The sequence below is a fragment of the Ruoffia sp. FAM 26255 genome, assembly GCF_045528525.1.
In the GTDB taxonomy this organism is placed as follows: Bacteria; Bacillota; Bacilli; order Lactobacillales; family Aerococcaceae; genus Ruoffia; species Ruoffia tabacinasalis.
Genome location: NZ_JBGQQX010000002.1, coordinates 45,197 through 66,879, shown reverse-complemented (window position 1 = coordinate 66,879; position 21,683 = coordinate 45,197). Strand labels below are relative to the sequence as shown.

At 38.3% G+C, this 21,683-nt stretch carries 19 protein-coding genes, 1 other RNA gene, 1 pseudogene and 1 riboswitch; of the genes and pseudogenes, 17 read left to right on the top strand and 4 right to left on the bottom strand.

The window, feature by feature from the left end; genetic code table 11:
- Nucleotides 1–199 precede the first annotated feature (199 nt).
- The 4 genes from ACEN31_RS00830 (at nucleotide 200) to ACEN31_RS00815 (ending at nucleotide 5,731) form a co-directional block, all read left to right on the top strand.
- Nucleotides 200–1,231, top strand: coding sequence for a hypothetical protein (locus ACEN31_RS00830; protein WP_407090607.1), 1,032 nt, complete (start codon nucleotides 200–202; stop codon nucleotides 1,229–1,231).
- An 81-nt stretch (nucleotides 1,232–1,312) separates the two neighbouring features.
- The gene (locus ACEN31_RS00825) at nucleotides 1,313–2,551 is read left to right on the top strand and encodes an AI-2E family transporter (protein ID WP_407090608.1); all 1,239 of its coding nucleotides are present in this window, start codon (nucleotides 1,313–1,315) and stop codon (nucleotides 2,549–2,551) included.
- Nucleotides 2,552–2,770: 219 nt separating this feature from the next.
- Nucleotides 2,771–3,238, top strand: a complete 468-nt coding sequence (locus ACEN31_RS00820; protein WP_197103169.1) for a CtsR family transcriptional regulator — start codon at nucleotides 2,771–2,773, stop codon at nucleotides 3,236–3,238.
- A gap of 12 nt (nucleotides 3,239–3,250) precedes the next feature.
- Nucleotides 3,251–5,731, top strand: coding sequence for an ATP-dependent Clp protease ATP-binding subunit (locus ACEN31_RS00815; protein WP_407108313.1), 2,481 nt, complete (start codon nucleotides 3,251–3,253; stop codon nucleotides 5,729–5,731).
- A gap of 363 nt (nucleotides 5,732–6,094) precedes the next feature.
- Here the strand turns inward: ACEN31_RS00815 and ACEN31_RS00810 are convergent, their stop codons facing one another.
- Nucleotides 6,095–7,036 (bottom strand): AEC family transporter, encoded by a 942-nt coding sequence (locus ACEN31_RS00810; protein WP_407108312.1) that lies wholly within the window; start codon nucleotides 7,034–7,036, stop codon nucleotides 6,095–6,097.
- 143 nt (nucleotides 7,037–7,179) lie between these two features.
- A riboswitch (adenosylcobalamin (AdoCbl) riboswitch) is annotated at nucleotides 7,180–7,328 on the top strand.
- Between the two features lie 91 nt (nucleotides 7,329–7,419).
- Between ACEN31_RS00810 and ACEN31_RS00805 the strand changes: the two genes are divergently transcribed.
- Nucleotides 7,420–7,824, top strand: coding sequence for a DUF4430 domain-containing protein (locus tag ACEN31_RS00805; RefSeq protein WP_407108311.1), 405 nt, complete (start codon nucleotides 7,420–7,422; stop codon nucleotides 7,822–7,824).
- Complete coding sequence (locus ACEN31_RS00800) at nucleotides 7,821–8,357, top strand: ECF transporter S component (protein ID WP_407108310.1); 537 nt, start codon at nucleotides 7,821–7,823, stop codon at nucleotides 8,355–8,357. The genes ACEN31_RS00805 and ACEN31_RS00800 overlap by 4 nt, the downstream gene beginning before the upstream one ends.
- Nucleotides 8,358–8,427: 70 nt before the next feature.
- Here ACEN31_RS00800 and ACEN31_RS00795 read toward each other — a convergent pair whose 3' ends face one another.
- Nucleotides 8,428–9,018 (bottom strand): cob(I)yrinic acid a,c-diamide adenosyltransferase, encoded by a 591-nt coding sequence (locus ACEN31_RS00795; protein WP_407093571.1) that lies wholly within the window; start codon nucleotides 9,016–9,018, stop codon nucleotides 8,428–8,430.
- Nucleotides 9,019–9,032: 14 nt separating this feature from the next.
- The gene (locus tag ACEN31_RS00790) at nucleotides 9,033–11,630 is read right to left on the bottom strand and encodes a vitamin B12-dependent ribonucleotide reductase (RefSeq protein WP_407108309.1); all 2,598 of its coding nucleotides are present in this window, start codon (nucleotides 11,628–11,630) and stop codon (nucleotides 9,033–9,035) included.
- A 364-nt stretch (nucleotides 11,631–11,994) separates the two neighbouring features.
- On the opposite strand from ACEN31_RS00790, the gene ACEN31_RS00785 reads away from it, so the two are divergent.
- The 7 genes and pseudogenes from ACEN31_RS00785 to ACEN31_RS00755 all read left to right on the top strand — a co-directional run.
- Nucleotides 11,995–12,348, top strand: a complete 354-nt coding sequence (locus ACEN31_RS00785) for a hypothetical protein (RefSeq protein WP_138405535.1) — start codon at nucleotides 11,995–11,997, stop codon at nucleotides 12,346–12,348.
- A gap of 133 nt (nucleotides 12,349–12,481) precedes the next feature.
- Nucleotides 12,482–12,997, top strand: a complete 516-nt coding sequence (gene tadA, locus ACEN31_RS00780) for a tRNA adenosine(34) deaminase TadA (protein WP_171031393.1) — start codon at nucleotides 12,482–12,484, stop codon at nucleotides 12,995–12,997.
- Nucleotides 12,998–13,245: 248 nt separating this feature from the next.
- Nucleotides 13,246–13,830, top strand: a complete 585-nt coding sequence (locus tag ACEN31_RS00775; RefSeq protein ID WP_407090614.1) for a uracil-DNA glycosylase family protein — start codon at nucleotides 13,246–13,248, stop codon at nucleotides 13,828–13,830.
- A 41-nt stretch (nucleotides 13,831–13,871) separates the two neighbouring features.
- An RNA gene (gene ffs / locus ACEN31_RS00770) (signal recognition particle sRNA small type) lies at nucleotides 13,872–13,965 on the top strand.
- A 188-nt stretch (nucleotides 13,966–14,153) separates the two neighbouring features.
- Entirely contained in the window at nucleotides 14,154–14,333 is a 180-nt protein-coding gene (locus tag ACEN31_RS00765) for a hypothetical protein (RefSeq protein ID WP_138403906.1), read from the top strand.
- Nucleotides 14,333–14,518 (top strand): 2-keto-3-deoxygluconate permease, encoded by a 186-nt coding sequence (locus tag ACEN31_RS00760; protein WP_268951492.1) that lies wholly within the window; start codon nucleotides 14,333–14,335, stop codon nucleotides 14,516–14,518. The genes ACEN31_RS00765 and ACEN31_RS00760 overlap by 1 nt, the downstream gene beginning before the upstream one ends.
- A gap of 70 nt (nucleotides 14,519–14,588) precedes the next feature.
- Nucleotides 14,589–14,801 (top strand): annotated as a pseudogene (locus tag ACEN31_RS00755) (2-keto-3-deoxygluconate permease); the annotation flags it as partial.
- Between the two features lie 37 nt (nucleotides 14,802–14,838).
- On the opposite strand, the gene ACEN31_RS00750 reads toward ACEN31_RS00755, so the two are convergent.
- The gene (locus tag ACEN31_RS00750) at nucleotides 14,839–15,774 is read right to left on the bottom strand and encodes a LysR family transcriptional regulator (RefSeq protein ID WP_138403903.1); all 936 of its coding nucleotides are present in this window, start codon (nucleotides 15,772–15,774) and stop codon (nucleotides 14,839–14,841) included.
- 178 nt (nucleotides 15,775–15,952) lie between these two features.
- Between ACEN31_RS00750 and ACEN31_RS00745 the strand changes: the two genes are divergently transcribed.
- From ACEN31_RS00745 to ACEN31_RS00730, 4 genes are all read left to right on the top strand, one after another.
- Nucleotides 15,953–16,552, top strand: a complete 600-nt coding sequence (locus ACEN31_RS00745) for an NADPH-dependent FMN reductase (protein WP_407093573.1) — start codon at nucleotides 15,953–15,955, stop codon at nucleotides 16,550–16,552.
- A 24-nt stretch (nucleotides 16,553–16,576) separates the two neighbouring features.
- Nucleotides 16,577–18,994: a flavocytochrome c gene (locus ACEN31_RS00740; protein WP_138403901.1), complete on the top strand. Its 2,418-nt coding sequence runs from the start codon at nucleotides 16,577–16,579 to the stop codon at nucleotides 18,992–18,994.
- A 241-nt stretch (nucleotides 18,995–19,235) separates the two neighbouring features.
- Nucleotides 19,236–19,421, top strand: coding sequence for an HIT domain-containing protein (locus ACEN31_RS00735; protein WP_328590763.1), 186 nt, complete (start codon nucleotides 19,236–19,238; stop codon nucleotides 19,419–19,421).
- 242 nt (nucleotides 19,422–19,663) lie between these two features.
- The gene (locus ACEN31_RS00730) at nucleotides 19,664–21,568 is read left to right on the top strand and encodes a M13 family metallopeptidase (RefSeq protein ID WP_407094757.1); all 1,905 of its coding nucleotides are present in this window, start codon (nucleotides 19,664–19,666) and stop codon (nucleotides 21,566–21,568) included.
- Nucleotides 21,569–21,683: the final 115 nt, after the last annotated feature.

The following is a 21,683-nucleotide window of genomic DNA, read 5'->3' as shown; positions in this document are numbered from 1 at the left end:
GCTATAGTATAACACGGATTTGACAGGCTTAAACTATCATGTAATCGAAACAATATTATGCCTTATGCATATATATATTGTTGCAATATTCAATAAACAGAATGAAGGTAGTTGCTGTATTCAAGCTGTTATAATTGACCTTGTCATCTAAATGTAATATGATTATTTATGTAATAATTATGAAGTAGGAGTGAAGAAGATGAAGAAATATATATTAGATGGAATTAATGAAAAAGCGGGTAATAACATGTCTTGGCGTGCGATTTTCGCTGGAGTTGTAACGTTCGTGGCGATTAGTATTTTATTCTCCCTAATTGGAGCAGCGGTTGGCTTTGGCGTACCTGATTTTACAAGCCAAAACCCATTAGATGGTGTCGGGATTGGTTTAGTTATTTGGATCATTATCGCATTAATCGTATCGCTAGCAGTCGCTGGTTATGTAACAGGGATTACAGCTAATCGAGCGGGTTTTATCCATGGTTTCTTAACTTGGGCAGTCAGTGTCATTGTGATGTTTACTTTAATGACATCCGCAGTTGGTATGGCATTTAATTCTTTAGGAACAGTTTTAGGCTATACGGGACAAGCTGCAGGAGATGCAATCTCAGGAACAGCTGATACTGTTGGATCATTATCTCAAGAGGCATTTGATTCAATCGCTCAAGAAATCAATGTTGATTCACAAGATTTAGAACAAACTGTGACAGATGTATTAGAAGATACTGAAATTGAACAATTACAACCTGATTACTTAGATAATCAAGTTCAAGCGACAATGGATGATGTATCCACAGCAGGTTATAATATTGTTGTTAATGGACAAGATCCACAACAAGAGATTGAGAACGTAACTAGCAATATCCAAGGTCGTATTGACGAAATCGGTCAAGAATTAGATGAAGATGCTTTAACTGAAGCAATCTCAAATAATACTGATTTATCTGAACAAGAAGCAGAAGAAGCAGTAACGAATATCCAAGAAGCTTATGGACAAGCAAGTCAAGAAGCTGAACAAGCATTGAATGATGCACAAACAGCAGTTGAAGACTTACAAGTACAAGCTGAACAAGCTTTTGCTGAAAGTGCACAAGTTGCTGAAGATGTCTCTAACCAAACATCTAAATACTCATTGTATATCTTTGTTGGACTTTTAGTAGCGATGTTTATTACAGCTTTTGCTGGACATGCTGGTGCTAAAACAGCAAGCGAAACACATAATAATGCTGTCTAATAAAGACTAGAAACAATAAACAAATTTAATTGACTACACCTCTCTCTTAGCCTATTCTATAACTAAGAGAGAGGTGTTTTTTTGAATCATTTTAAACTTGAGAAGCAATTTATAGCAAAGATATTATTTATTGCGGTTATTATTTTAATTATTTTCAATTGGTCACAAGTAGCAAGTGCCTTTGGAGTTGTTTGGCAAGTTGCTTTCCCAGTTGTCTTAGGGGGAATGATGGCTTACGTTTTGAACTTACTCATGAACCAGTTTGAGAAAAGATTGTATCCCAATACGGATAAAAAATGGTTGCAACACACTCGCCGTCCGCTGGCGATTGTACTTTCAATTTTAGTCATTACTTTAGTCGTTGCGGGAATCATTGGTTTAGTTGTTCCGCAACTTGTAACGGCTGTTATTACTTTAGTTGAGGCTGTACCAACAGTGACAGATTCCTTACAAACTTGGGTTGAAGAGCAACAGCATCTTATTCCGATGTTTAATGATTTAATAGAACAAGTGGACTTTAATTGGAGTAGTGTGATGTCTAGTTTTGCTGAGATTGGAAACCGACTGCTTCGAGGTGTAGCGGAGTCTTCTGTATCACTTTTATCTAGTTCAGCTTCAGCTGTGACAACCTTTGTATTGTCAGTGATGTTTGCCCTTTATATTTTAGTGTCGAAAGAAAAGCTGGGTAAAAATTTCAATGATATCCTGATTTCATATTTGAGTGATGAGCAAGTAAGAATTGTTAAGAACATCTTGAATGTGACTGACGATGTCTTTTCCAACTATATTACAGGAACGGTCATTGAGGCTTTTATTCTAGGCTTCATCGTATCGCTTGGACTTTGGGCCATCCAAATGCCATATGCAGCCATGCTCGGAGCCTTGCAAGGAGCTTTAGCGTTTATTCCTTTAGTAGGTGCCTTTCTAGCCGGCTTTGTTGGTGTGATTATTCAATTTGCCGTATCGCCAATTAATGCATTAATCTATCTCATTTTCGTTATTGTTGTTCAACAACTCGAAGGAGATTTGATCTATCCGCGTGTGGTCGGTGATTCAATCGGCCTTCCAGGTATGTGGGTCTTAGCAGCGGTAACTGTCGGTGGGGGCTTGTTCGGAATTTCAGGGATTTTACTTGGGGTACCGGTCTTTGCAACAATCTATAAACTATTTAGTTTGGATATAAGCTACCGTAAACAGATTCGGGAAGAAGCCAAAGAGCGTTCTCTAATGAATGAATATGAAGAAGAAGGCTTAAGATTGAAACCCTTTGAAGCCCTCCGTCATAAAATATTGACACCAGAAGATATTCAAGATATTTAAACAAAATGGAGCCCTGATGTCTATCTAAGATAGATTTAGGGCTCTTTTTCAATTCAAAATGTTGATTTTTTAATAGATATGCTATAATGGTCAAAGAAGGTCAGAAGACACACACTCACTTCATTAAAGTCCTCTTTCCTTAAACTGAATAGTTGTCGAGAAAGTTTTTTTATTATATAATAGTCAAAGATAGTCAATGTTAGTGGAAGGGGGATCATAGTGGCACAAAGAAATATGTCGGATATTATTGAAGCTTATTTAAAAAGCTTTTTGAAAAATAGTGAAAGAATTGAAATCAAACGAAGTGATATTGCAGAACAATTTGATTGTGTACCTTCACAGATTAACTATGTTATTAATACACGCTTTACTCAAGAACATGGCTATATGGTAGAAAGTAAACGAGGTGGTGGGGGCTATATACGGATTCTAAAAGTTGAGTTAGTTGATGAAATCGACGCCCTTGACGATATGATCCAAATGATAGGACCGCGTATAAATCACCGCAGTGCAATCAATATTATTGAAACATTAGTCAACCATAGTATAATGACAGAACGAGAAGGCGCATTAATACTATCAGTGATTGATAAAGCATTACTACAAACAATCTCGTTACATGAACAAGAAGCAAGAGCTTTGATTCTGTCGAAGTTTTTAGAACAATTACGAATTACATATAAATAAAGAGGTGAAAGTATGTTTGAAGAATTATTTACTGAAAGTGCTCGCCAAGTAATGATTTTTGCTGCTGAGCAAGCGTATTACTTAAGACATCAGGCTGTAGGCACAGAACATATCTTATTAGGTCTAGCTCGTGAAGAGTCAGGTATTGCTGGAAAAGCTTTACGTGGCATGGGTGCAGATTACCAAACGTTACTAACTGAATTAGAAATTATTCACGGTAAAGTGAATGCTCCACGTATGCAAGGGGATATTGTTATTCCATACTCACCACGTGCGAAGAAAATTATTATGAATGCATCGAATGATGCGAAACGTTTAGGTGTGCCAAAAGTTGGAACAGAGCATTTATTACTAGGCATGTTAAAAGAAGAAATCTTAGCAACAGTTCTACTAAAGAACTTAGGTATCGACTTAAATGAATTAAGAAAAACAATCTACGAAATGGTTGGTGTGAACGATTCAACAGGACGCGTTCAAAATGGCCGTCGTGGACGTCAAAAACAACAACAGCAACAAAATGGAGCGACAAGTTCGACAACACCAACTTTAGATTCACTTGCACGTGACTTAACACAATTAGCGCGTGACGGGAAGTTAGATCCAGTGGTTGGACGTGCGAATGAAATCCGTCGTATCATACAAATTGTTAGTCGCCGTTCAAAAAATAACCCCGTATTAGTTGGGGAGCCTGGTGTTGGTAAAACGGCAATCGCCGAAGGTCTAGCAGAACGTATTGTATCTGGTGGAGTGGCTGAAAACATTGCTAACAAACGTTTAATGATGTTAGATATGGGTTCACTTGTTGCGGGAACGAAATACCGTGGTGAATTCGAAGAACGTATGAAGAAAATCATTGAAGAAATTACTGAAGATGGTAATACAATTCTCTTCATTGATGAGTTACATACATTAATTGGGGCAGGATCAGCCGAAGGTGCTGTTGACGCAGCAAACATCCTGAAACCAGCATTAGCTCGTGGAGAAATTCAAATCATTGGTGCAACTACTTTAGATGAATATCAAAAACACATTGAAAAAGATGCAGCCTTAGAACGTCGTTTCTCTAAAGTTCAAATCGATGAGCCAACTCAACAAGAGTCTGTTCAAATTATTCATGGACTTAAAGAACGTTACGAAAAACACCACAATGTAGAAATTACTGATGAAGCGGTCGAAGCAGCGGTTAAATTAAGTACACGTTACTTAACTGAACGTCGCTTACCAGATAAAGCCGTTGATTTAATTGATGAGGCCTCAGCTAAAGTACGTATTGATGCAACGACGCACAGTACAAACTTAAGCGACCTTGAGAAAAAATTAGGCGAATTATCCGATAAAAAAGAAAAAGCTATCTTAGCCCGTGATTTTGACACTGCAGCCAAAATCCGTGAAGAAGAACAAAAAGTTGAAACTCAAATCGAAGCAGCTGCGAAAGCAGAAAGCAAAGATAAGGGTGAAGGTGAAGCAATTCTTAAAGTGGGTCCTGAAGATATCGCAGAAGTAATTACTATTTCAACAGGTATCCCAGTAAAACAATTAGATGCTGCCGAATCAAAACGTCTTGTTCACTTAGAAGAAGAGTTGCATGAACGTGTTATCGGTCAAGATGATGCTGTTGTATCAGTATCTAAAGCGATCCGCCGCGCATACAGTGGCTTGAAGAGTCCTAAACGACCAATTGGGTCATTTATGTTCTTAGGCCCAACTGGGGTAGGTAAGACAGAATTAGCGAAATCTTTAGCTTCATCTATCTTTGGTAGCGAGGACAATATGATCCGTGTGGATATGTCTGAATACATGGAAAAACACAGTGTGTCTCGTTTAGTAGGTTCACCTCCAGGATACGTTGGTTATGATGAAGCAGGTCAATTGACTGAGCAAGTTCGTCAAAAACCTTACAGTGTGATTCTCTTAGATGAGGTTGAAAAAGCCCATCCAGATGTATTTAACATGTTATTACAAGTATTTGATGATGGTCATATGACAGATGGTAAAGGGCGTCGTGTCGACTTCCGTAACACAATTATCATCATGACTTCGAACATGGGAGCAACAGCTCTTCGTGATGACAAATCAGTCGGATTCGGTGCTGTGGACTATACAGATGACTTCAAGGCAATGGAAGCACGCGTTATGGAAGAAGTAAAACGTGGATTCCGTCCAGAATTCATTAACCGTATTGACGAAATTATTGTCTTCCACCCATTATCTAAAGATCAAATTAAAGAGATTGTTAAATTACAAGCGCAAGATATCATCAACCGTCTACATGATCTTGAGATTGAAGCCCGTGTAACAGAGACAGCTCTAGAAATTATTGCTGACGCTGGCTTCGATCCAGAATATGGAGCAAGACCAATCCGTCGCGCAATTCAAAAACAAATAGAAGACGAGTTAAGTGAAATGATGCTAAGTGGAGATATCAAACTAGGTGATAACATCACCATTGGTGGCCGCCAAGGAGCAATCAATATCAATAACCGTTCTAAATAATACAGATGAATCGTGTCGGTGAGAGGAATCTCGCTGACACGATTTTTTTCTGTGACAAGAGCCAAACAGCAAGTCCATTTGTCTTGAGTTAGCTCAACTAAAGGCAAACGGGGAATCCATTTGTCTTGAGTTAGCTCAACTAAAGACGAACGGCGAATCCATTTGTCTTGAGTTAGCTCAACTAAAGCCAAACGGCGAGTCCATTTGTCTTGAGTTAGCTCAACTAAAGACGAACCGCAAGTCCATTTGTCTTGAGTTAGCTCAACTAAAGACGAACCGCAAGTCCATTTGTCTTAAGATCCAAAAAGCATAAAAAACACCAAACTTCAGAAAAGTCTGGTGTTTCCTTGATAGCCCATCGTATTAGAAATAAGCTAAATTCTTTAAAATCATAATAAACACAACAAGCGAGAACATTGAAGCGACCGTTGCGAAGACAACAATTTGGTTTGCTAAATCGCCATCACCGCCGGCGACAACTGCTTGAGCATAACTAGATACAGCCGTTGGTCCAGCCGTCGCGATTAAGACTGATATTAAGTCAGCTCCACGAAAGTCTAATAAACCACCTGCAATAAATAAGGCAATCGTAGGAATAATTACTAATCGTGCAAGAACAGTTCCGTAAAGAGACCAGTCAGCATCCTTTAGTTTACCAAAGTTAAACGTTCCACCCATAACAATGAGTGCAAGCGGCGGCGTCATACGTGTTAAATTTCCCATCGTCGTTTCAATCACATTAGGGAACTTGAATCCTAATACTGCAACAATTACCCCTGCGCAAGTAAAGATAACCATTGGGTTAGTCAATACTTGTTTAATTGTTCGTTTCAATGAGAATTTCTCATCAGTATAAATTGAAAAAGCAATTACAGAGAAGATATTATTTAAAGGCACAATGGTTGCTAGAACAATCGTTACCATCCCTAAATTTTCTTGACCGAGTAAAGCTATTCCCATTGGTAAACCGAATAAAATCGCGTTTGAACGAATCGAACCTTGAAGAATGACCCCTCGTTTTGCATTTGATTTTTCGAAAATAGGTACAATAAAAGCCAAAATAATAAATGCAACAATAGCAAAAATAATGTTAAAAGATAAAGTTAACCCATTAAAATCCGTCGCAATATTCGTATTATAAACATTTGAGAATAAATTCAATGGCAGTAAAATAGAAAAAATCGCTTTATTAAACTGAGCATAAGCGTCTTGTTTAATGAAACCTGCGCGTGTAAAAAACTGACCTAAAGCCATGTAAAGCATCATTGGCATGACTGCATTGAATCCGATCATAAAATTGTCCAATCAATTAACTCCTTCGTCTAAAAATTTGCAATCAAAAAATGCGAATATAAAGATTATAATACTCAATTCATCATTTGACCAATTATTTTTACTGACAATTAACTTGCATTGTCCTTCATTAATAATTATTATAAAGAGAGATAGATACAAATTTAAAGTAGTTTGAATATGGAAGTTCGGTTAAATTCCGAGACGGTCCCGCCACTGTAATCATGCGAAAGGCATGGAGTCAGGTCTTTATTCAAGCATACTTATCCGACATACTATTTCGAGGCAAAATAGTGAGTGATATCCGATCCATTCGAATAAACCCATGCTTTTCCCTCCAAATAGTTGAAGTGAATACTGTCATCTGTCACAAAATCATATGGGAGGCATTTAGAATGAAAAAATGGTTACTATTATTAGCGTCAACTTTAGTATTAGTTGGTTGTGGTGAAACGACACAAACAGAAGAAACGGCTTCAACACCGGTTGAATCAAGTGAACAAGCGGTATTAGCAGAGGTGACTGTGTCAGTAACAGTTGATGGAGAAGAAATTGACGAAGGCGAACAAGTTCTAGAAGTTGAAGAAGATGCGATTCTGTTAGATGTTATGAAAGAGCATTATGAACTTGAAGAAGCTGACGGCTTTATCTCTGCAATTAACGGACATGAACAAGATGAAGAGGCGGGGAAATACTGGTTGTTTGACTTAAACGGAGAGATGGCTGAAGTTGGAGCGGCTGAATTAGAGTTATCAGACGGTGACTTAGTTGAGTGGAAACTTGAAGCCTTCGAAGGATGAGTAAGTACTTCACAGTTAAGCGTCTAGCAGTATTGGCCTTACTAACAGCCCTGTGTCATATTGGGCGAATTGCCTTTCAATTTATACCCAATGTACAACCTGTCACAGTGATTTTAATAATTATTACTTTAACGATGGGAACTTTGGATGGACTCCTAGTAGCCATCACTTCGATGGTCATTTCGAATATGCTACTTGGAATGGGTCCTTGGACACTTTATCAAATTATGGCCTATGGCATCATTGTGTTACTTACAAGTGCGCTAAAGGCTTTATACAATCGATTAAAGGACCATCAGAGTGCGCGAAGAGTAATCTTTGCGCTGTTCGCTGGAGCGACTGGATTAATTTACGGGTTTGTTATTTCACTATTTTCATCACAAATGTTTGGTGCCGTTAATTTCTGGGTTTATTATGCCCAAGGGATTTCATTTGATTTAATGCATGCGGCTGGGAATGTGGCCTTCTTTTTAGTGCTGGAGCCGACACTGGTGCCAATTATTCAAAAACGATTTATGACTTCAAAAGGATAACGAATAGGAGACTTTGCAACTGTAACACATAAAAGAGCCATCAGAAATTTTTCTGATGGCTCTTTTGAAATTATTTTGGTATATCTTTTTTTGTCAATTCAGTATGGAAGACACGTCCGCTTCGTTCATACAAGACGTCTTCGACACCAGCTTGGCTATTAGCCACACGTGCTAGGGCAAAGAAGTAATCAGATAGACGGTTAATAAACTTTAATACGTGCTGATTAATCGTCTGTTCTTGTTGCAAGCTAACAATCCGACGCTCGGCGCGTCTTGTAACGGTGCGTGCAAAGTGAAGTTGAGCAGCGAGTTGTGTTCCACCTGGTAGAATAAATGATTCAACTGTTGGAGGTATCGGTGCATACTCGTCGATGCGGCTTTCTAACCAAGTTACCAGGTCTGCATTCGTACGATATGGATACTTATCATGTTTTTCGGGTGTTGCTAAGTCATTGCCGCAGTCGAATAAATAGTGTTGAATGCGCATGAGCTCTTCTTTCATATCACTAGGCGTTTCTTCTAAAGCAACAATCATCCCGATAATACTGTTTAATTCATCCACCGTTCCGTAAGCCTCGACTTGTTGGCTATCTTTATGAACAGACTTTCCACCGATGATGCGAGTGGTACCGTGATCACCTGTCCGTGTGTAAATTTGCATAAGTATACTCCTTATTATAAACCGCAGCGTAATTGAGCGTTACAGTTAGTACATGTATTACATCCACCAATATCTTGAACGATTCCACTACGACAAATTGGGCAAGTATCTCCGATATCTGAACCAAAGACAACGTCATCTGTATGCCCTTGTGTTTTAACGTGCTCTGACTCAGCTAGGTCAACTAATTGTCTTAATTCGTTACTGTCATCAACGATACGCGCCTCTTCCATTGGGAATAATTCGATATTTTCTGCTTCATTCTCTTCAGCCGCAAGTGTTAATACTTGTGAGTCACGAGACCCGTCCACATAGACCGTTCCACCTTTAGCGCCACCTTTGTATAAGCGTTCGTAAATACTTTGAACTTGGCTGACTTGGTATCCTTTAGGTGCGTTTACAGTCTTAGAAATTGAACTATCAACCCATCTTTGGATCGTTGTTTGAACATCAACGTGTGCTTCTGGCGCAAGTGACATAGCTTCAACGAAGAACTCTGGTAAATTTTCAGCGTCTGCTTCTGGGTGTGCATCAAGATATTCTTGAACAATTTCAGCATTCACTTCGATAAATTTACCAAGTCGTCCACTACGGAAGTATTTGAAAGCAAAGTAAGGTTCTAATCCAGTTGCTACACCAACCATTGTTCCTGTACTTCCAGTTGGAGCAACAGTTAATAAGTGTGAATTACGAATACCGTGTTCTAAGACACCTTCACGGATATGATCCGGCATTTTTTGCATGTAGCCTGTTTGAACGAATTTTTGACGAAGAACTTGAGTTTCTTCATCATTTTCGCCGATTAGAAATGGGAAACTGCCTTTTTCTTTTGCTAAAGCAATCGATTCTTCGTAAGCAGATACTGCGATTGTTTTGAATACCTCATCAACAATTTTGTTTCCTTCTTCTGATCCATAAACGTGTTCAGTATAGATGAGTAAGTCAGCTAAGCCCATAACACCTAGACCGATACGACGTTCGCCCAGTGCTTGTTTTTTATTTTCTTCTAGGAAATACGGCGTCGCGTCAATCACGTTATCTTGCATACGTACACCAGTCTTCACTGTTTCAATTAATCGGTCAAAATCTACGGTATGCGTATCTTTGTTGACCATGTTCGCTAAGTTAACTGCAGCTAAGTTACATACCGAGTAAGGTGCTAAAGGTTGTTCACCACATGGGTTTGTCGCGACAACTTTTTGACCGTATGCTTTCGCATTTGTATCATTATTCGCGTTATCGATAAAGAAGATACCGGGTTCAGCTGAATATGTTGCACAAATATTAATTAACTTCCAAAGCTCTTTGGCTTTGATTGTACGGTAATTTTTGATGCCGTAGCCTTTATCTGCCCATTCACGCACATCACCGTGGTCTGGCCATTCAGTATTATAAGCGACCATTTCAGCTTCAGTGTAATTTTCAACATCTGGGAATCTTAATGTCCAGTCCCCATCTTGGTCAATAGCTTCCATAAAATCATCAGTTAAAGTCACGGAAATATTCGCTCCTGTTAAGAATTCTGGGTTATTCACGCTATAAGTTCCGCCATCACGTAGTTTAGCTTGAGCATCTTTAATGTTTTGCTCTGAAAAGCCACCTAAACCTGGCATTGTTTTGTAACGAACGATATTTTCGTACATCGTTACTTCAGCTTGGTTTAATGGTGTGAACTTCAGTTTTTCTTTTGCTAATGTTTTAATCTGTTCGTCATCAGTTTGTTCGATTAAATATTGTAGAACGCGTGGGTTTTGCATTTTTGAGATAATAAATTCAATAATATCTGGATGCCAATCAGCTAACATAATCATCTGTGCACCACGACGGCTACCACCTTGTTCCACAAGATGTGTTAGTTGAGCGATGTCATCTAACCAAGAAACTGAACCAGATGACTTACCGTTAACCCCGCGAGCTAGAGTGTTTCTAGGGCGTAGTGTTGAACCGTTCGTTCCGACACCACCACCACGGCTCATAATCTCCATCACTTCTTTACGGTGATCTGAGATACCTTCACGTGAATCTGGAATGAAAGGCATCACATAACAGTTAAAGTAAGTTACATCAGTATTTGTTCCTGCCCCGTAAAGCACACGACCCGCGGGAACAAAATTCATTTCTTTCAATTGTGTATAGTATTGACCATTTAATTCTTCACGTTTAACTGTATCTGTTTCAACATCCGAAAGACCTTTGGCAGTACGCTTTGCAATCTGTTCATAATAAATTTCTAACGGTTTATCAATCGTTTCGATTTTGCGAGTGACAAGTCCGGTCTTTTGTTCAGTTTCATCTTCTAATGAACCACGGTATTCTTCTTCAATCCAAATAAGGACTTCGTTGTTAGCCGTATCAATGGCTTGCACAATCCCAATCCCTCTCGCTGGGTATTTAGGATCTGCTTTAACCGTTAAGATAACGAGGTCTCCAACCGCTAACGTTGATTTAGCCGCATCTTTAAATGAGTAACGATCTAACATAACCATTCTTGAAACCCCGCTGTGCGTAATATTCATATCGCTTGTCATAGGGAAGATTTGTGGAAATGCTTCGATAGCTTTATTTAATTGTTCTTTGTTCCATGTCACATGTTGATGTGTTGTTTGAGTCATATTTATATTACCCCTTTGTGAAAATGTTCCGTTAGCACTATATATTGTGCTGCTACTGTATTCTAACCCAATATATCGTATTTATCCAGAGTAAACTAAGAATCAAATTTTTTTGTTCGCCTTTTGTTCGCGCAAATCTTGCTAGATAAGGGTAAGCGATATTAAATAAATTTTCAACTATCAATTTTAAAATTAAATTTACTACAATAACGTGTTCTAATAGTATCTTACCGCAATATAATATAAAACATTGCGTTATAGCAAGTCGCTTTAATAGGTTGTGATAGCGTTTTATGCTATAATATACTTATCATTGAATATGAAGATGTTATAAATTTATATAGCATAAAAGGAGGAATTTTAAATGAGTAAAAAAAGAAATAATGTGTCACTTGGCTTAGTATTACTTGGTTCAGCTGCAACAGTTGCCGGAATTGCAGCGATGATGTACTACAACGATGACGTGCGTCATAGAGTTGAAGGTGTTGTGAACCGTGAGCGCGCTAAATTATTTGTAAAACATAAATTAAATGGTTCAGATAGTTTAGTAAATGCTGTTGATAACTTAAGTGATTCTGAAGTAAATACAATCGTTAAGTTAGCAAGTGGTGCTGGAAACGTTAAAGACCAAGCATCTGATGCATTCTCTTCAATTATGGATCGTGCAAAAGACATGTCTTCTGACGTGACTGACCGTGTTCAAGAGTATTTTGAATAATCTCTAAAAGAGTTAATAAATCCGAGTGAATCATGTACACTGAAGAGTGAAGTGGTTTGCTCGGTTTTTTGTGTGAAAAATAATTGAAGCTGTGCATAACGAATGAAAAGATATAAATATTACGAGGTGAAATATGTTAGAGGCAATTGAAATGGAAGAAGCGGTGCGATTAGAGCATGAAAAGTGGATGGAAGAAGCGATAAAAGAAGCGCTAGTGGCTAAAGAGAAGGCAGAAGTCCCGATTGGCGCGATTATCGTTAAAGACGGTGAAATTATTGCCAGAGGGCATAATGTCCGTGAGTTGGAGTTAGATGCTACAGGTCATGCAGAAATTAAGGCCATTCAGGCCGCGAATAAAGCGCTTGATGCCTGGCGACTGGAAGGGACAACAATGTATATCACATTAGAACCTTGTCCAATGTGCGCGGGAGCCCTTATCAATTCACGGGTAGAGAATGTAGTATACGGAGCAGTGGATCTAAAAGCTGGTTGTGGTGGAACACTCATGAATCTATTGGAAGACGAGCGGTTTAATCACCAACCTCAAGTGATTAAAGGAGTTTTAGCTGAGGAATGTGGACAACTTTTAACCAATTTCTTTAGAGAATTACGTGAAAATAAGAAAAAAATAAAGTTATCCACAGATTGATGTGCATAACCCCCATAAAAACGGGAACATCTGTTCAAAACTCTCGACTATGCACAGAAAAATGACTTATCAACAGACTTATGCACAGACTGAGCTGTTGATAACTACCTAATTGTTGATAAATTGAAGCATTAATCACATATTTTAATAGAAATTACCCTATAATGATAGGATTTGGGGCTGTATTTTTAACATAAAGTAAATTGTGGACAACTTGTTAATTAAATGGAAGGATGACAAACAGTATGATGGATAAGATCTATCAAGAAATCATGGAAGATGAATTGAATCGAGCCTATACTGAACGCGGGGTACCACCTTTATTCAAAGCGCCGAAAGAAGCAACAATGGCGATTATTGGCCAAGCACCAGGACGTAAAGCGGAAGAAACGCAATTATTCTGGAATGATCCCAGTGGGGACCGTTTGCGGGAATGGATGGGACTGACTCGTGAACAGTTCTATGAATCAAATAAAATTGCTCAGCTACCTATGGACTTTTATTATCCAGGTAAGGCTAAGACTGGGGATGTTCCGCCTAGAAAAGAGTTTGCACCGAAATGGCATCCACGTATCATCGATGAGTTACCAAATCTGAAGACAATTCTGTTGATTGGAAATTACTCACAAAAGCATTATCTTAAAAAAACACGTCAACGAAATTTAACAGAGACTGTTCGCCATTATGAAGATTACTTGCCAGAGTTCTTCCCACTAGTACATCCATCGCCTTTGAATCAGCGCTGGTTAAAGATTAATCCGTGGTTTGAAGAAGAGGTTATTCCAGTCCTTCGTAAATTAGTGCAGGAAGAAATATTAGAAATCGATAATTAATGCTAAAAAGATTTTGCATTCGAGTGTCTTTTATGCTATTATAAGTGTTGGCAATAGTGGAACCATGAATGAGTCAGGACCGGAAGGTAGCAGCTATAAGTGGTGAAGCTATGTGCCTTTTTTTTGTGCAATTATTTAAATGAAAGAACGCTTGTAAATCCAAGCGTTCTATTTTTTATTACTAAAACACATTTGACCTTTCAAACTAGACTATATCAAGATTATCCTTTAACAATAGTATATATTGAACATAATTAAATAATATCAAATAGGGGATGATAAGATGTTGAAGTCGATCAATAAGCTTCTTTTCAGGGACAGGTATGAAGCTTGGTGCTTTAAAGAAAGTAATCAAAAATCATGGTGTGCTATTACTTGCGCACTTCATTGTTGCGATTGGAAGTATTAATCCTGCGGTTTATTTAGCCTTAGTTAATGATTTTGGAAAAGAGAAAGACAAGACAGTCTTTGGTATTACCTCTTTGTTTGCCGAATACCATTAGTGCCGGTATTTATCTATAGTTTATCGTATGCTGATGGATGTGAATGGATGTTACTCGTTTCAACGCTGATTCCAGTGATTTTAGGAATAATACTTGGACATATCGTACAAGGGTTCCGTAAAATTTTCGGGACAGGAGTTGCAGCTTTACTACTTTTATTAGGATGGAATATTGGACAAGGTTAAAATTTAATTGAAGCTACGCAGTCCGGTTTAGTGGGATTACTATTTAGTTAACCTATACCAACTCTCACTTGACACAAAAGTATTGAAAAATAATGGAGTTGCCTCGCTTTCAAAGATGTCAGCAGCTGGAGCCTCGGTCAGAACGCCCACTGTTATAGGGGCAATGAAACCCGTGCTTATGGAATATGTCCTAAATGCGACCGCAAAACTACTAACAGTCGTGGTCGTTACAAGTCTCATGACACCGATTATTGTAAAAAGATATAAAGAAAATAACTTATAAAAAATCGTTAGATTCATCGATGAATCTAACGATTTTTTTATACAATCAAATGCGTCTGCACGTTCGTAATGAATCTATTTAAGAAATCATGATGTAAATCAGTTAAGTATAGTCGTGAAGAGTAAGCGATAAAAAAATCAACCGACATTAAGTCGAGGGAGATGGGATATAAATTATATTCTAAATCTTCCTGTAAAGTAGGCAAAGCACTTTCTGGGATAAAAGCAACGCCCGAACCGTGCTCTGCAAATTTTGAAACAGTATAAATATTTGTGGACTCTAAGACAATGTTAGGCGTGATACTATAGCGTTTTAAAAGGCGGTCAATTTGACGGCGAATTGCAGATCCACTTGATGTTAGCACCAAGTCTTGGCTTAATAATTTATCAATCGCAATTGTATTCGAGCTCAATTCAACAGAGCCACTGATATATAAATCCGAACTAGGTGGAATCACAGCATAATACCGATGGGTTCCACAAAGATGTGTTATCAACGAAGGGGAGACTGTCTCTGGATTTTGACCAATATAGAAATCAATCTCTTGATTCATTGCTTTCGCTTCACTGTTACTTGGTAAATCTTCTAGAATCGTTAACGTGACTTCGGGATGTGCTTGAACAAATTTTGGTAAAGTAATCGGTAAGATAAAGGTTGCGAGACTAGACAAGACACCAATACTGAGAGAAATGGGAGAATCTTCATTGTATTGAATTAACGTGTTTTTCAATTGATTTAATTCGGCATCTGAATTTTCCAAATATTGATAATACACTTTTCCTGCTTCAGTTAATTGTAGCTGAGGGCTTTTTCTATTAATGATTTCGGTGCCTAAGTCATCTTCGATTTTCTTAATAATTTGAGTGAGATAAGGTTGAGAAATGTACAGATCTTTGGCTGCTTTAGTGAATGAATTATGTTTGAGTAGCACATCAATGTATTGCAAGATATCTTGATAATTATTCAAAGTCATATGTTACACTTCTTTCTTATTGCTTTTTACTTATGATACCATAACTAAATAAATATTTCACAAATAGGTCATTAATATTTATTATATAGGTATAAAGTATTGAAGTTCATGAGCTAAATTTTTTACAATATCATGCTCATTTTGCCACATGCACAATGAATAGAAAGGGATTTTAAAGATGAAATTGATAGGAATTGTAGGTACAAACTCAGATCAGTCGACAAACCGCCAATTATTACAATATATTCAAAAGCATTTTAATTCACAAGCGGATATTGAACTCTGTGAAATTAAAGATTTCCCTGCTTTTAATGAACCTAAAGAAAGAATTGCTCCAAAAGGCATTCAAGAAATATCAGATAAAATACTCGCCGCAGACGGCGTTATTATTAGTACCCCAGAATATGATCACACGATTACAGCTGCATTGAAAAGCTTACTAGAGTGGCTTTCATATACAACTCAGCCTTTATTAAACAAACCAGTGTTAATTACAGGAGCTTCCCTAGGCTCACTTGGGTCGTCACGAGCGCAAGCACATTTACGTCAGATTCTAGATGCGCCTGAACTTAAAGCGCGTATTATGCCGAGTTCTGAATTCCTATTAGGTCGTTCTAGCCAAGCTTTTGATGAGGAAGGTAATTTAAAAGACCAAACAAAAGTTGAAGAATTAGAAGAAGTTTTTGAAGAATTCGTCGAGTTTGTTGAAATAACAAATAAGTTATTAGAATCATCGTCTAAAATCAGAAAGAGTCAAATGTCATTTACTTGGAAATAATTAAGATATAGGAGGTAATTAATTATGAAATTTGTTGGAATTGTTGGAACAAACGCTGAGTTTTCTTATAACAGAATGTTACTTCATTATATGAAGGGACATTTTACTGATGTTGACATTGAAGTACTAGAAATTGATAAAGTGCCAATGTTTAACCAATCAGATGATCAAACAGACAGTGAAGTGATTCAAGAGTTAAACCAAAAAATTATGGAAGCTGATGGGGTCATTATTGCGACACCTGAACATAATCACTCGATTCCATCTGCGTTAAAAAGTACTTTAGAATGGCTATCTTTCAAAGTGCACCCGTTCGATGGTAAACCTGTGATGATTGTCGGTGCATCTTATGATGTTCAAGGATCGTCACGTTCGCAACTTCATTTACGCCAAGTCCTTGACGCACCAGGTGTGAATGCGACAGTAATGCCGGGAAGTGAATTTCTACTAGGACGTGTGCATGAAGTCTTTGATGAAAACGAGCAATTAAAAGATGAAGGAACCATTAAATTCTTAGAAAGTTGCTTCAAAAAATTCGTCCGCTTTACTGATGTGGCGAACTTATTGAATATTCCTGAAGAAATCGAATTTATACCAGGGGAATACTCAGTAACAACACCTGGGCATAATGGTGATTTACCAATGGTGGTTCGCTTATCAAAGAACCGTATTGAAGCGATTGAAATTGATACTGAAGGCGAGTCAGCAGGAATTGCGGATGTTGTATTCACACGTATTCCAGAAGAAATTCTAGACGGTCAAACGTTAAACGTTGACGTTATTTCTGGCGCAACAGTGACAAGTAAAGGGGTTATTGATGGAGTAGCTACTGCGGTTGAATTAGCTGGAGCAGATGCAGAAGTTATGAGAAAACGTCGTCGAGTAACGCAACAACCTCAAGAAGAACCACTTGAAATCACAACTGACGTGGTTGTTATTGGTGGTGGGGGAGCGGGATTAAGTGCAGCCGCAAGTACACTTCAAGAAAGCAAAAAAGTAACATTGCTTGAAAAATTCCCATCGATTGGTGGTAACACAGTTAGAACGGGTGGACCAATGAATGCGGCCAACCCTGTCTGGCAAAATGGGATGACAGCTTTAGCCGGTGAAGATACAACGTTAAAAGGCATTCTTGAGCTGGATGAAGCAGAAATCCACGAGGAATACCGTGAAGACTTTAATATGCTTAAAGAACAAATTCAAGACTATTTCAACCAAGTTGATGGGAAAGAAGAATTTTTATTTGATTCAACTTTATGGCATCGAATTCAAACATATCTAGGTGGTAAACGACATGACCTAGAAGGCAATGAAGCTTACGGAAACTATGATTTAGTGAAGACGTTAACGGATAATGTCTTAGACTCAGTTCACTGGTTAGAAGATATCGGGGTTGAATTCGATAAAGAGAATGTCCAAATGCCAGTGGGAGCGAACTGGAGAAGAGGTCACAAACCGAAAGAGAATGAAGGATTTGCTTATGTTGATGCCCTTCAGAAATACGTACTTGCTCACGATGGAGAGATTATAACAGATACGTCAGTGGAAGAATTAATCGTTGAAGACGGTAAAGTTGTCGGCTTAATTGCTAATGGACCCAACAAGCGCAAAGTTATCGTTCATGCAGACTCAGTCGTTCTTGCTTCAGGTGGATTTGGTTCAAACACGAAGATGCTTCAAAAATATAATACATATTGGGCTGAGATTGCGGATGATATTAAAACATCGAATTCACCTGCTATTACGGGTGACGGTATTCGTTTAGGTGAGAGTGTTGGCGCAGATTTAGTTGATATGGGTTATATTCAAATGTTACCAACAACCGATCCAAATACTGGAGCGCTATTCTCAGGGCTACAAGTGCCTCCTGCAAACTTTATTATGGTGAACCAAGAAGGTAAACGATTCGTTAACGAATATGGAAGTCGAGATGAGTTATCTAAAGCAGCAATCGATAACGGTGGACTATTCTACTTAATCGCAGATGAGAACATCAAAGGTACTGCCATGAATACCAATGATGAGAAGATTGAGAAAGAAGTCGAGCAAGGCGTTTTATTCCGAGCAGATACACTTGAAGAATTAGCTGAGATGATTGGTATGGAGCCATCGGTATTAGTTGATACAATTCATAAATATAATTCGTATGTAGATGTCGGGGAAGATCCAGAGTTTCATAAAGGAGCATTTGAATATAAAGTTGAGAAAGCACCATTCTATGCAACACCAAGAAAACCTGCGGTCCATCATACAATGGGTGGATTAAAAATCGACTCAAATACACATGTATTGACTAAAGACGGCGATATTATTCCGGGTCTATATGCTACCGGTGAAGTTGCGGGCGGAATTCATGCCGGAAACCGTCTTGGTGGGAATGCATTATCGGATATCTTTACGTTCGGGCGCATTGCTGGTAAGAATGCCTCACATTTAGCATAAAGCACTGAGTTTCAAAATATTTTACTTCAGAGTAGGATGTTTGTTAAATCTTCAATATACTAGTGTGGAATAAGAATATGGAGGTATGTTACATGGTTTGGATCCAAATTGCGGTTATTGTCAAAAAGGTGAATGATTAGATGAGTTTGGCTATCTTGTAGGTGAGCTGGAAACGTCATTGGTTATTATTTTCCGTGAGCAAAGTCACCCAGGTCGTACCATTGTTGCGTAAAAAGATCACGTGAGTGAAATGGTCGATATTACAGACGAAGAGCGAAATAACTACTTTGCTGATATATCTAAAGTTGCTAAAGCAATGTATAAACTTTTTCCACCAGATAAAATTTACTATGGTGTTTACGGCGACAGTGGTTCGCATCTTCACTTCCATGTTGTACCTAAATATGAAGGCGAATTTGAGTGGTGAACACGCTTTGCGATGAATCAAGGTGAAACATTCCTCGATGAAGAAGCATACGAGAAGATGGCTTCTGATCTTCGTAAAGAATTAGAAATTTAATGATATTTTATGAGGTTAGATGCTGACATTCTGTCGATTGTCTTGGCTCATGTTTTATGGGAAAATATTAGCAAGTGTGAGCGTCACTTCACTCTAGCTTAATATAAAAGTGCTATAATAGACTAAATATTCAAATAGGAGTGAAACGAATGGCAATAGACAAAGAACTCATTAAAGATGATTTATATCAAGCGGTCAACGGAGAATGGCTTGAAACGGCTGTAATTCCAGATGACAAATCGTCAACCGGAGGCTTTATGAATCTGCGTGATGGCGTAGAGGAATTATTAATGACTGATCTGGAAAAGATGGTTGCTGGAGAAATTGAATTAACAAACGGTGAACAAGTTGAAATGCTTAAGTATTACAAACAAGCGATGGATTTCGACAAACGCAATGCGCTTGGGGAGACACCTGTTCAACCGTTACTAGAAAAGTTAAAAGCTTTAGAATCTATTCAAGACTTGCAGACACTTGCACCAGAGTGGGCACGTTACAGCTTACCTTTACCTTTCTCATTAGGCATTGGGCCGGATATGAAAGATACATCCACATACATCTTAGGTTTATCTGTGCCGGGTACGATTTTACCAGATACAACATATTACCAAGAAGGTAATGAAGCGGGAGAGCGCTTGTTAGTGGTGTATAAAGATATGAGTCAAAAGGTTCTTGAATTAATGGGATTTGAGTCAGTTGAAGCTGCAAACTTAGTTGAACAAGCAGTTGAGTTCGATGCTTTATTTATTCCACATATGAAAAGTTCGGAAGAATTAGCGGATTATACGATTACATACAACCCACGTACAGCAGAGGAGATCAAAAACTACTCACAAGACTTTGACTTCTTAGCTTTATTCAAAGAACTTATCGGTCAAGATATTGATAAAGCCATTGTTTCTGAGCCAGATTTTTTTGAAGCTTTCCATGGCATTGTTAATAATGAACAGATTGAATTACTCAGAGCGTGGATGATTGTGAATTTAGCCAACAGCCAAACTACAATGTTATCTGAAGAGATTCGTCAAGCGGGAAGTCTATATCAATTGGCTTTGTCGGGAAGTCCTAAGACACAAAGTGCCGAAAAGCATGCTTATTATTTTGCAATTAATACGTTTAGTCAAGTAGTTGGAGGTTATTACGGTAAGAAATACTTTGGAGAGAAAGCTCGTCAAGACGTGCGCGAGATGGTTGAAGCGATGATCCAAGTCTATCAAAATCGTTTGAAAGCAAATACGTGGCTGACACCGGAAACGATTGACCTAGCGATTAAGAAATTGGATGCGTTGGATATTTTTGTTGGATACCCTGATACATATCCAGCGATTTTCACTCAGTTAAAAGTTGATGAAGATGCGAGTTTTTATGCAAATACTGCGACCTTTACTCGTCAGTTTAATGAACGTGATTTTGCTCGTTGGAACAAAGATGTTGACCGCAGTGAATGGGGTATGAGTGCTGCAACTGTGAATGCTTACTTCCATCCGAATTATAATTTAATTTGCTTCCCAGCTGCGATTTTACAAGCGCCGTTCTATAGTGTGAATCAATCTCGTAGTGAAAATTACGGAGGAATTGGGGCAGTGATTGCTCATGAGGTGTCGCATGCGTTTGATAATAATGGAGCAAAATTTGACGCACAAGGAAATATGAATAATTGGTGGACAGAAGCAGATCTGGAAGCCTTTGATCAAAGAGCGCAAGCGATGATTAAGCAATGGGATGGCATTGAATTTGCGGGTGGAAAAGTAAACGGTAAATTGACTGTCTCAGAAAATATCGCCGATGGCGGTGGCTTAACTGCAGCGCTAGAAGCAACAAAACAAGAAGATGATGCGAACTTAGCAGAATTCTTTATGAACTGGGCGCGTATTTGGAGCTTGAAAGCCCGTCCTGAGTACCAACAACTACTTCTTTCGATTGATGTTCACTCGCCAGCAGAATTACGTGCGAACATCCAAGTGCGTAATATGGATGAGTTTTATGAAACATTTGATGTTAAAGAAGGCGACAAAATGTATTTTGCACCAGAAGACCGCGTTGTAATATGGTAAGATTATATTAGCAAGAGATGACTTCCCTTATGACTGTGAAATATATTTTATTTCATAGTCATGAAGGGGATTTTTGTTTATAATGAGTAGACTATGAACATGTGGAAGGGGAAAA

What these genes read in the sequence shown, in the direction of transcription:
- ACEN31_RS00830 (WP_407090607.1), top strand. Translation starts at nt 200, where the DNA reads ATGAAGAAATATATATTAGATGGAATTAATGAAAAAGCGGGTAATAAC.
- ACEN31_RS00815 (WP_407108313.1), top strand. Translation starts at nt 3,251, where the DNA reads ATGTTTGAAGAATTATTTACTGAAAGTGCTCGCCAAGTAATGATTTTT.
- ACEN31_RS00805 (WP_407108311.1), top strand. Translation starts at nt 7,420, where the DNA reads ATGAAAAAATGGTTACTATTATTAGCGTCAACTTTAGTATTAGTTGGT.
- ACEN31_RS00800 (WP_407108310.1), top strand. Translation starts at nt 7,821, where the DNA reads ATGAGTAAGTACTTCACAGTTAAGCGTCTAGCAGTATTGGCCTTACTA.
- ACEN31_RS00795 (WP_407093571.1), bottom strand. Translation starts at nt 9,018, where the DNA reads ATGCAAATTTACACACGGACAGGTGATCACGGTACCACTCGCATCATC.
- ACEN31_RS00790 (WP_407108309.1), bottom strand. Translation starts at nt 11,630, where the DNA reads ATGACTCAAACAACACATCAACATGTGACATGGAACAAAGAACAATTA.
- ACEN31_RS00785 (WP_138405535.1), top strand. Translation starts at nt 11,995, where the DNA reads ATGAGTAAAAAAAGAAATAATGTGTCACTTGGCTTAGTATTACTTGGT.
- tadA (WP_171031393.1), top strand. Translation starts at nt 12,482, where the DNA reads ATGTTAGAGGCAATTGAAATGGAAGAAGCGGTGCGATTAGAGCATGAA.
- ACEN31_RS00775 (WP_407090614.1), top strand. Translation starts at nt 13,246, where the DNA reads ATGGATAAGATCTATCAAGAAATCATGGAAGATGAATTGAATCGAGCC.
- ACEN31_RS00765 (WP_138403906.1), top strand. Translation starts at nt 14,154, where the DNA reads ATGAAGCTTGGTGCTTTAAAGAAAGTAATCAAAAATCATGGTGTGCTA.
- ACEN31_RS00750 (WP_138403903.1), bottom strand. Translation starts at nt 15,774, where the DNA reads ATGACTTTGAATAATTATCAAGATATCTTGCAATACATTGATGTGCTA.
- ACEN31_RS00745 (WP_407093573.1), top strand. Translation starts at nt 15,953, where the DNA reads ATGAAATTGATAGGAATTGTAGGTACAAACTCAGATCAGTCGACAAAC.
- ACEN31_RS00740 (WP_138403901.1), top strand. Translation starts at nt 16,577, where the DNA reads ATGAAATTTGTTGGAATTGTTGGAACAAACGCTGAGTTTTCTTATAAC.
- ACEN31_RS00730 (WP_407094757.1), top strand. Translation starts at nt 19,664, where the DNA reads ATGGCAATAGACAAAGAACTCATTAAAGATGATTTATATCAAGCGGTC.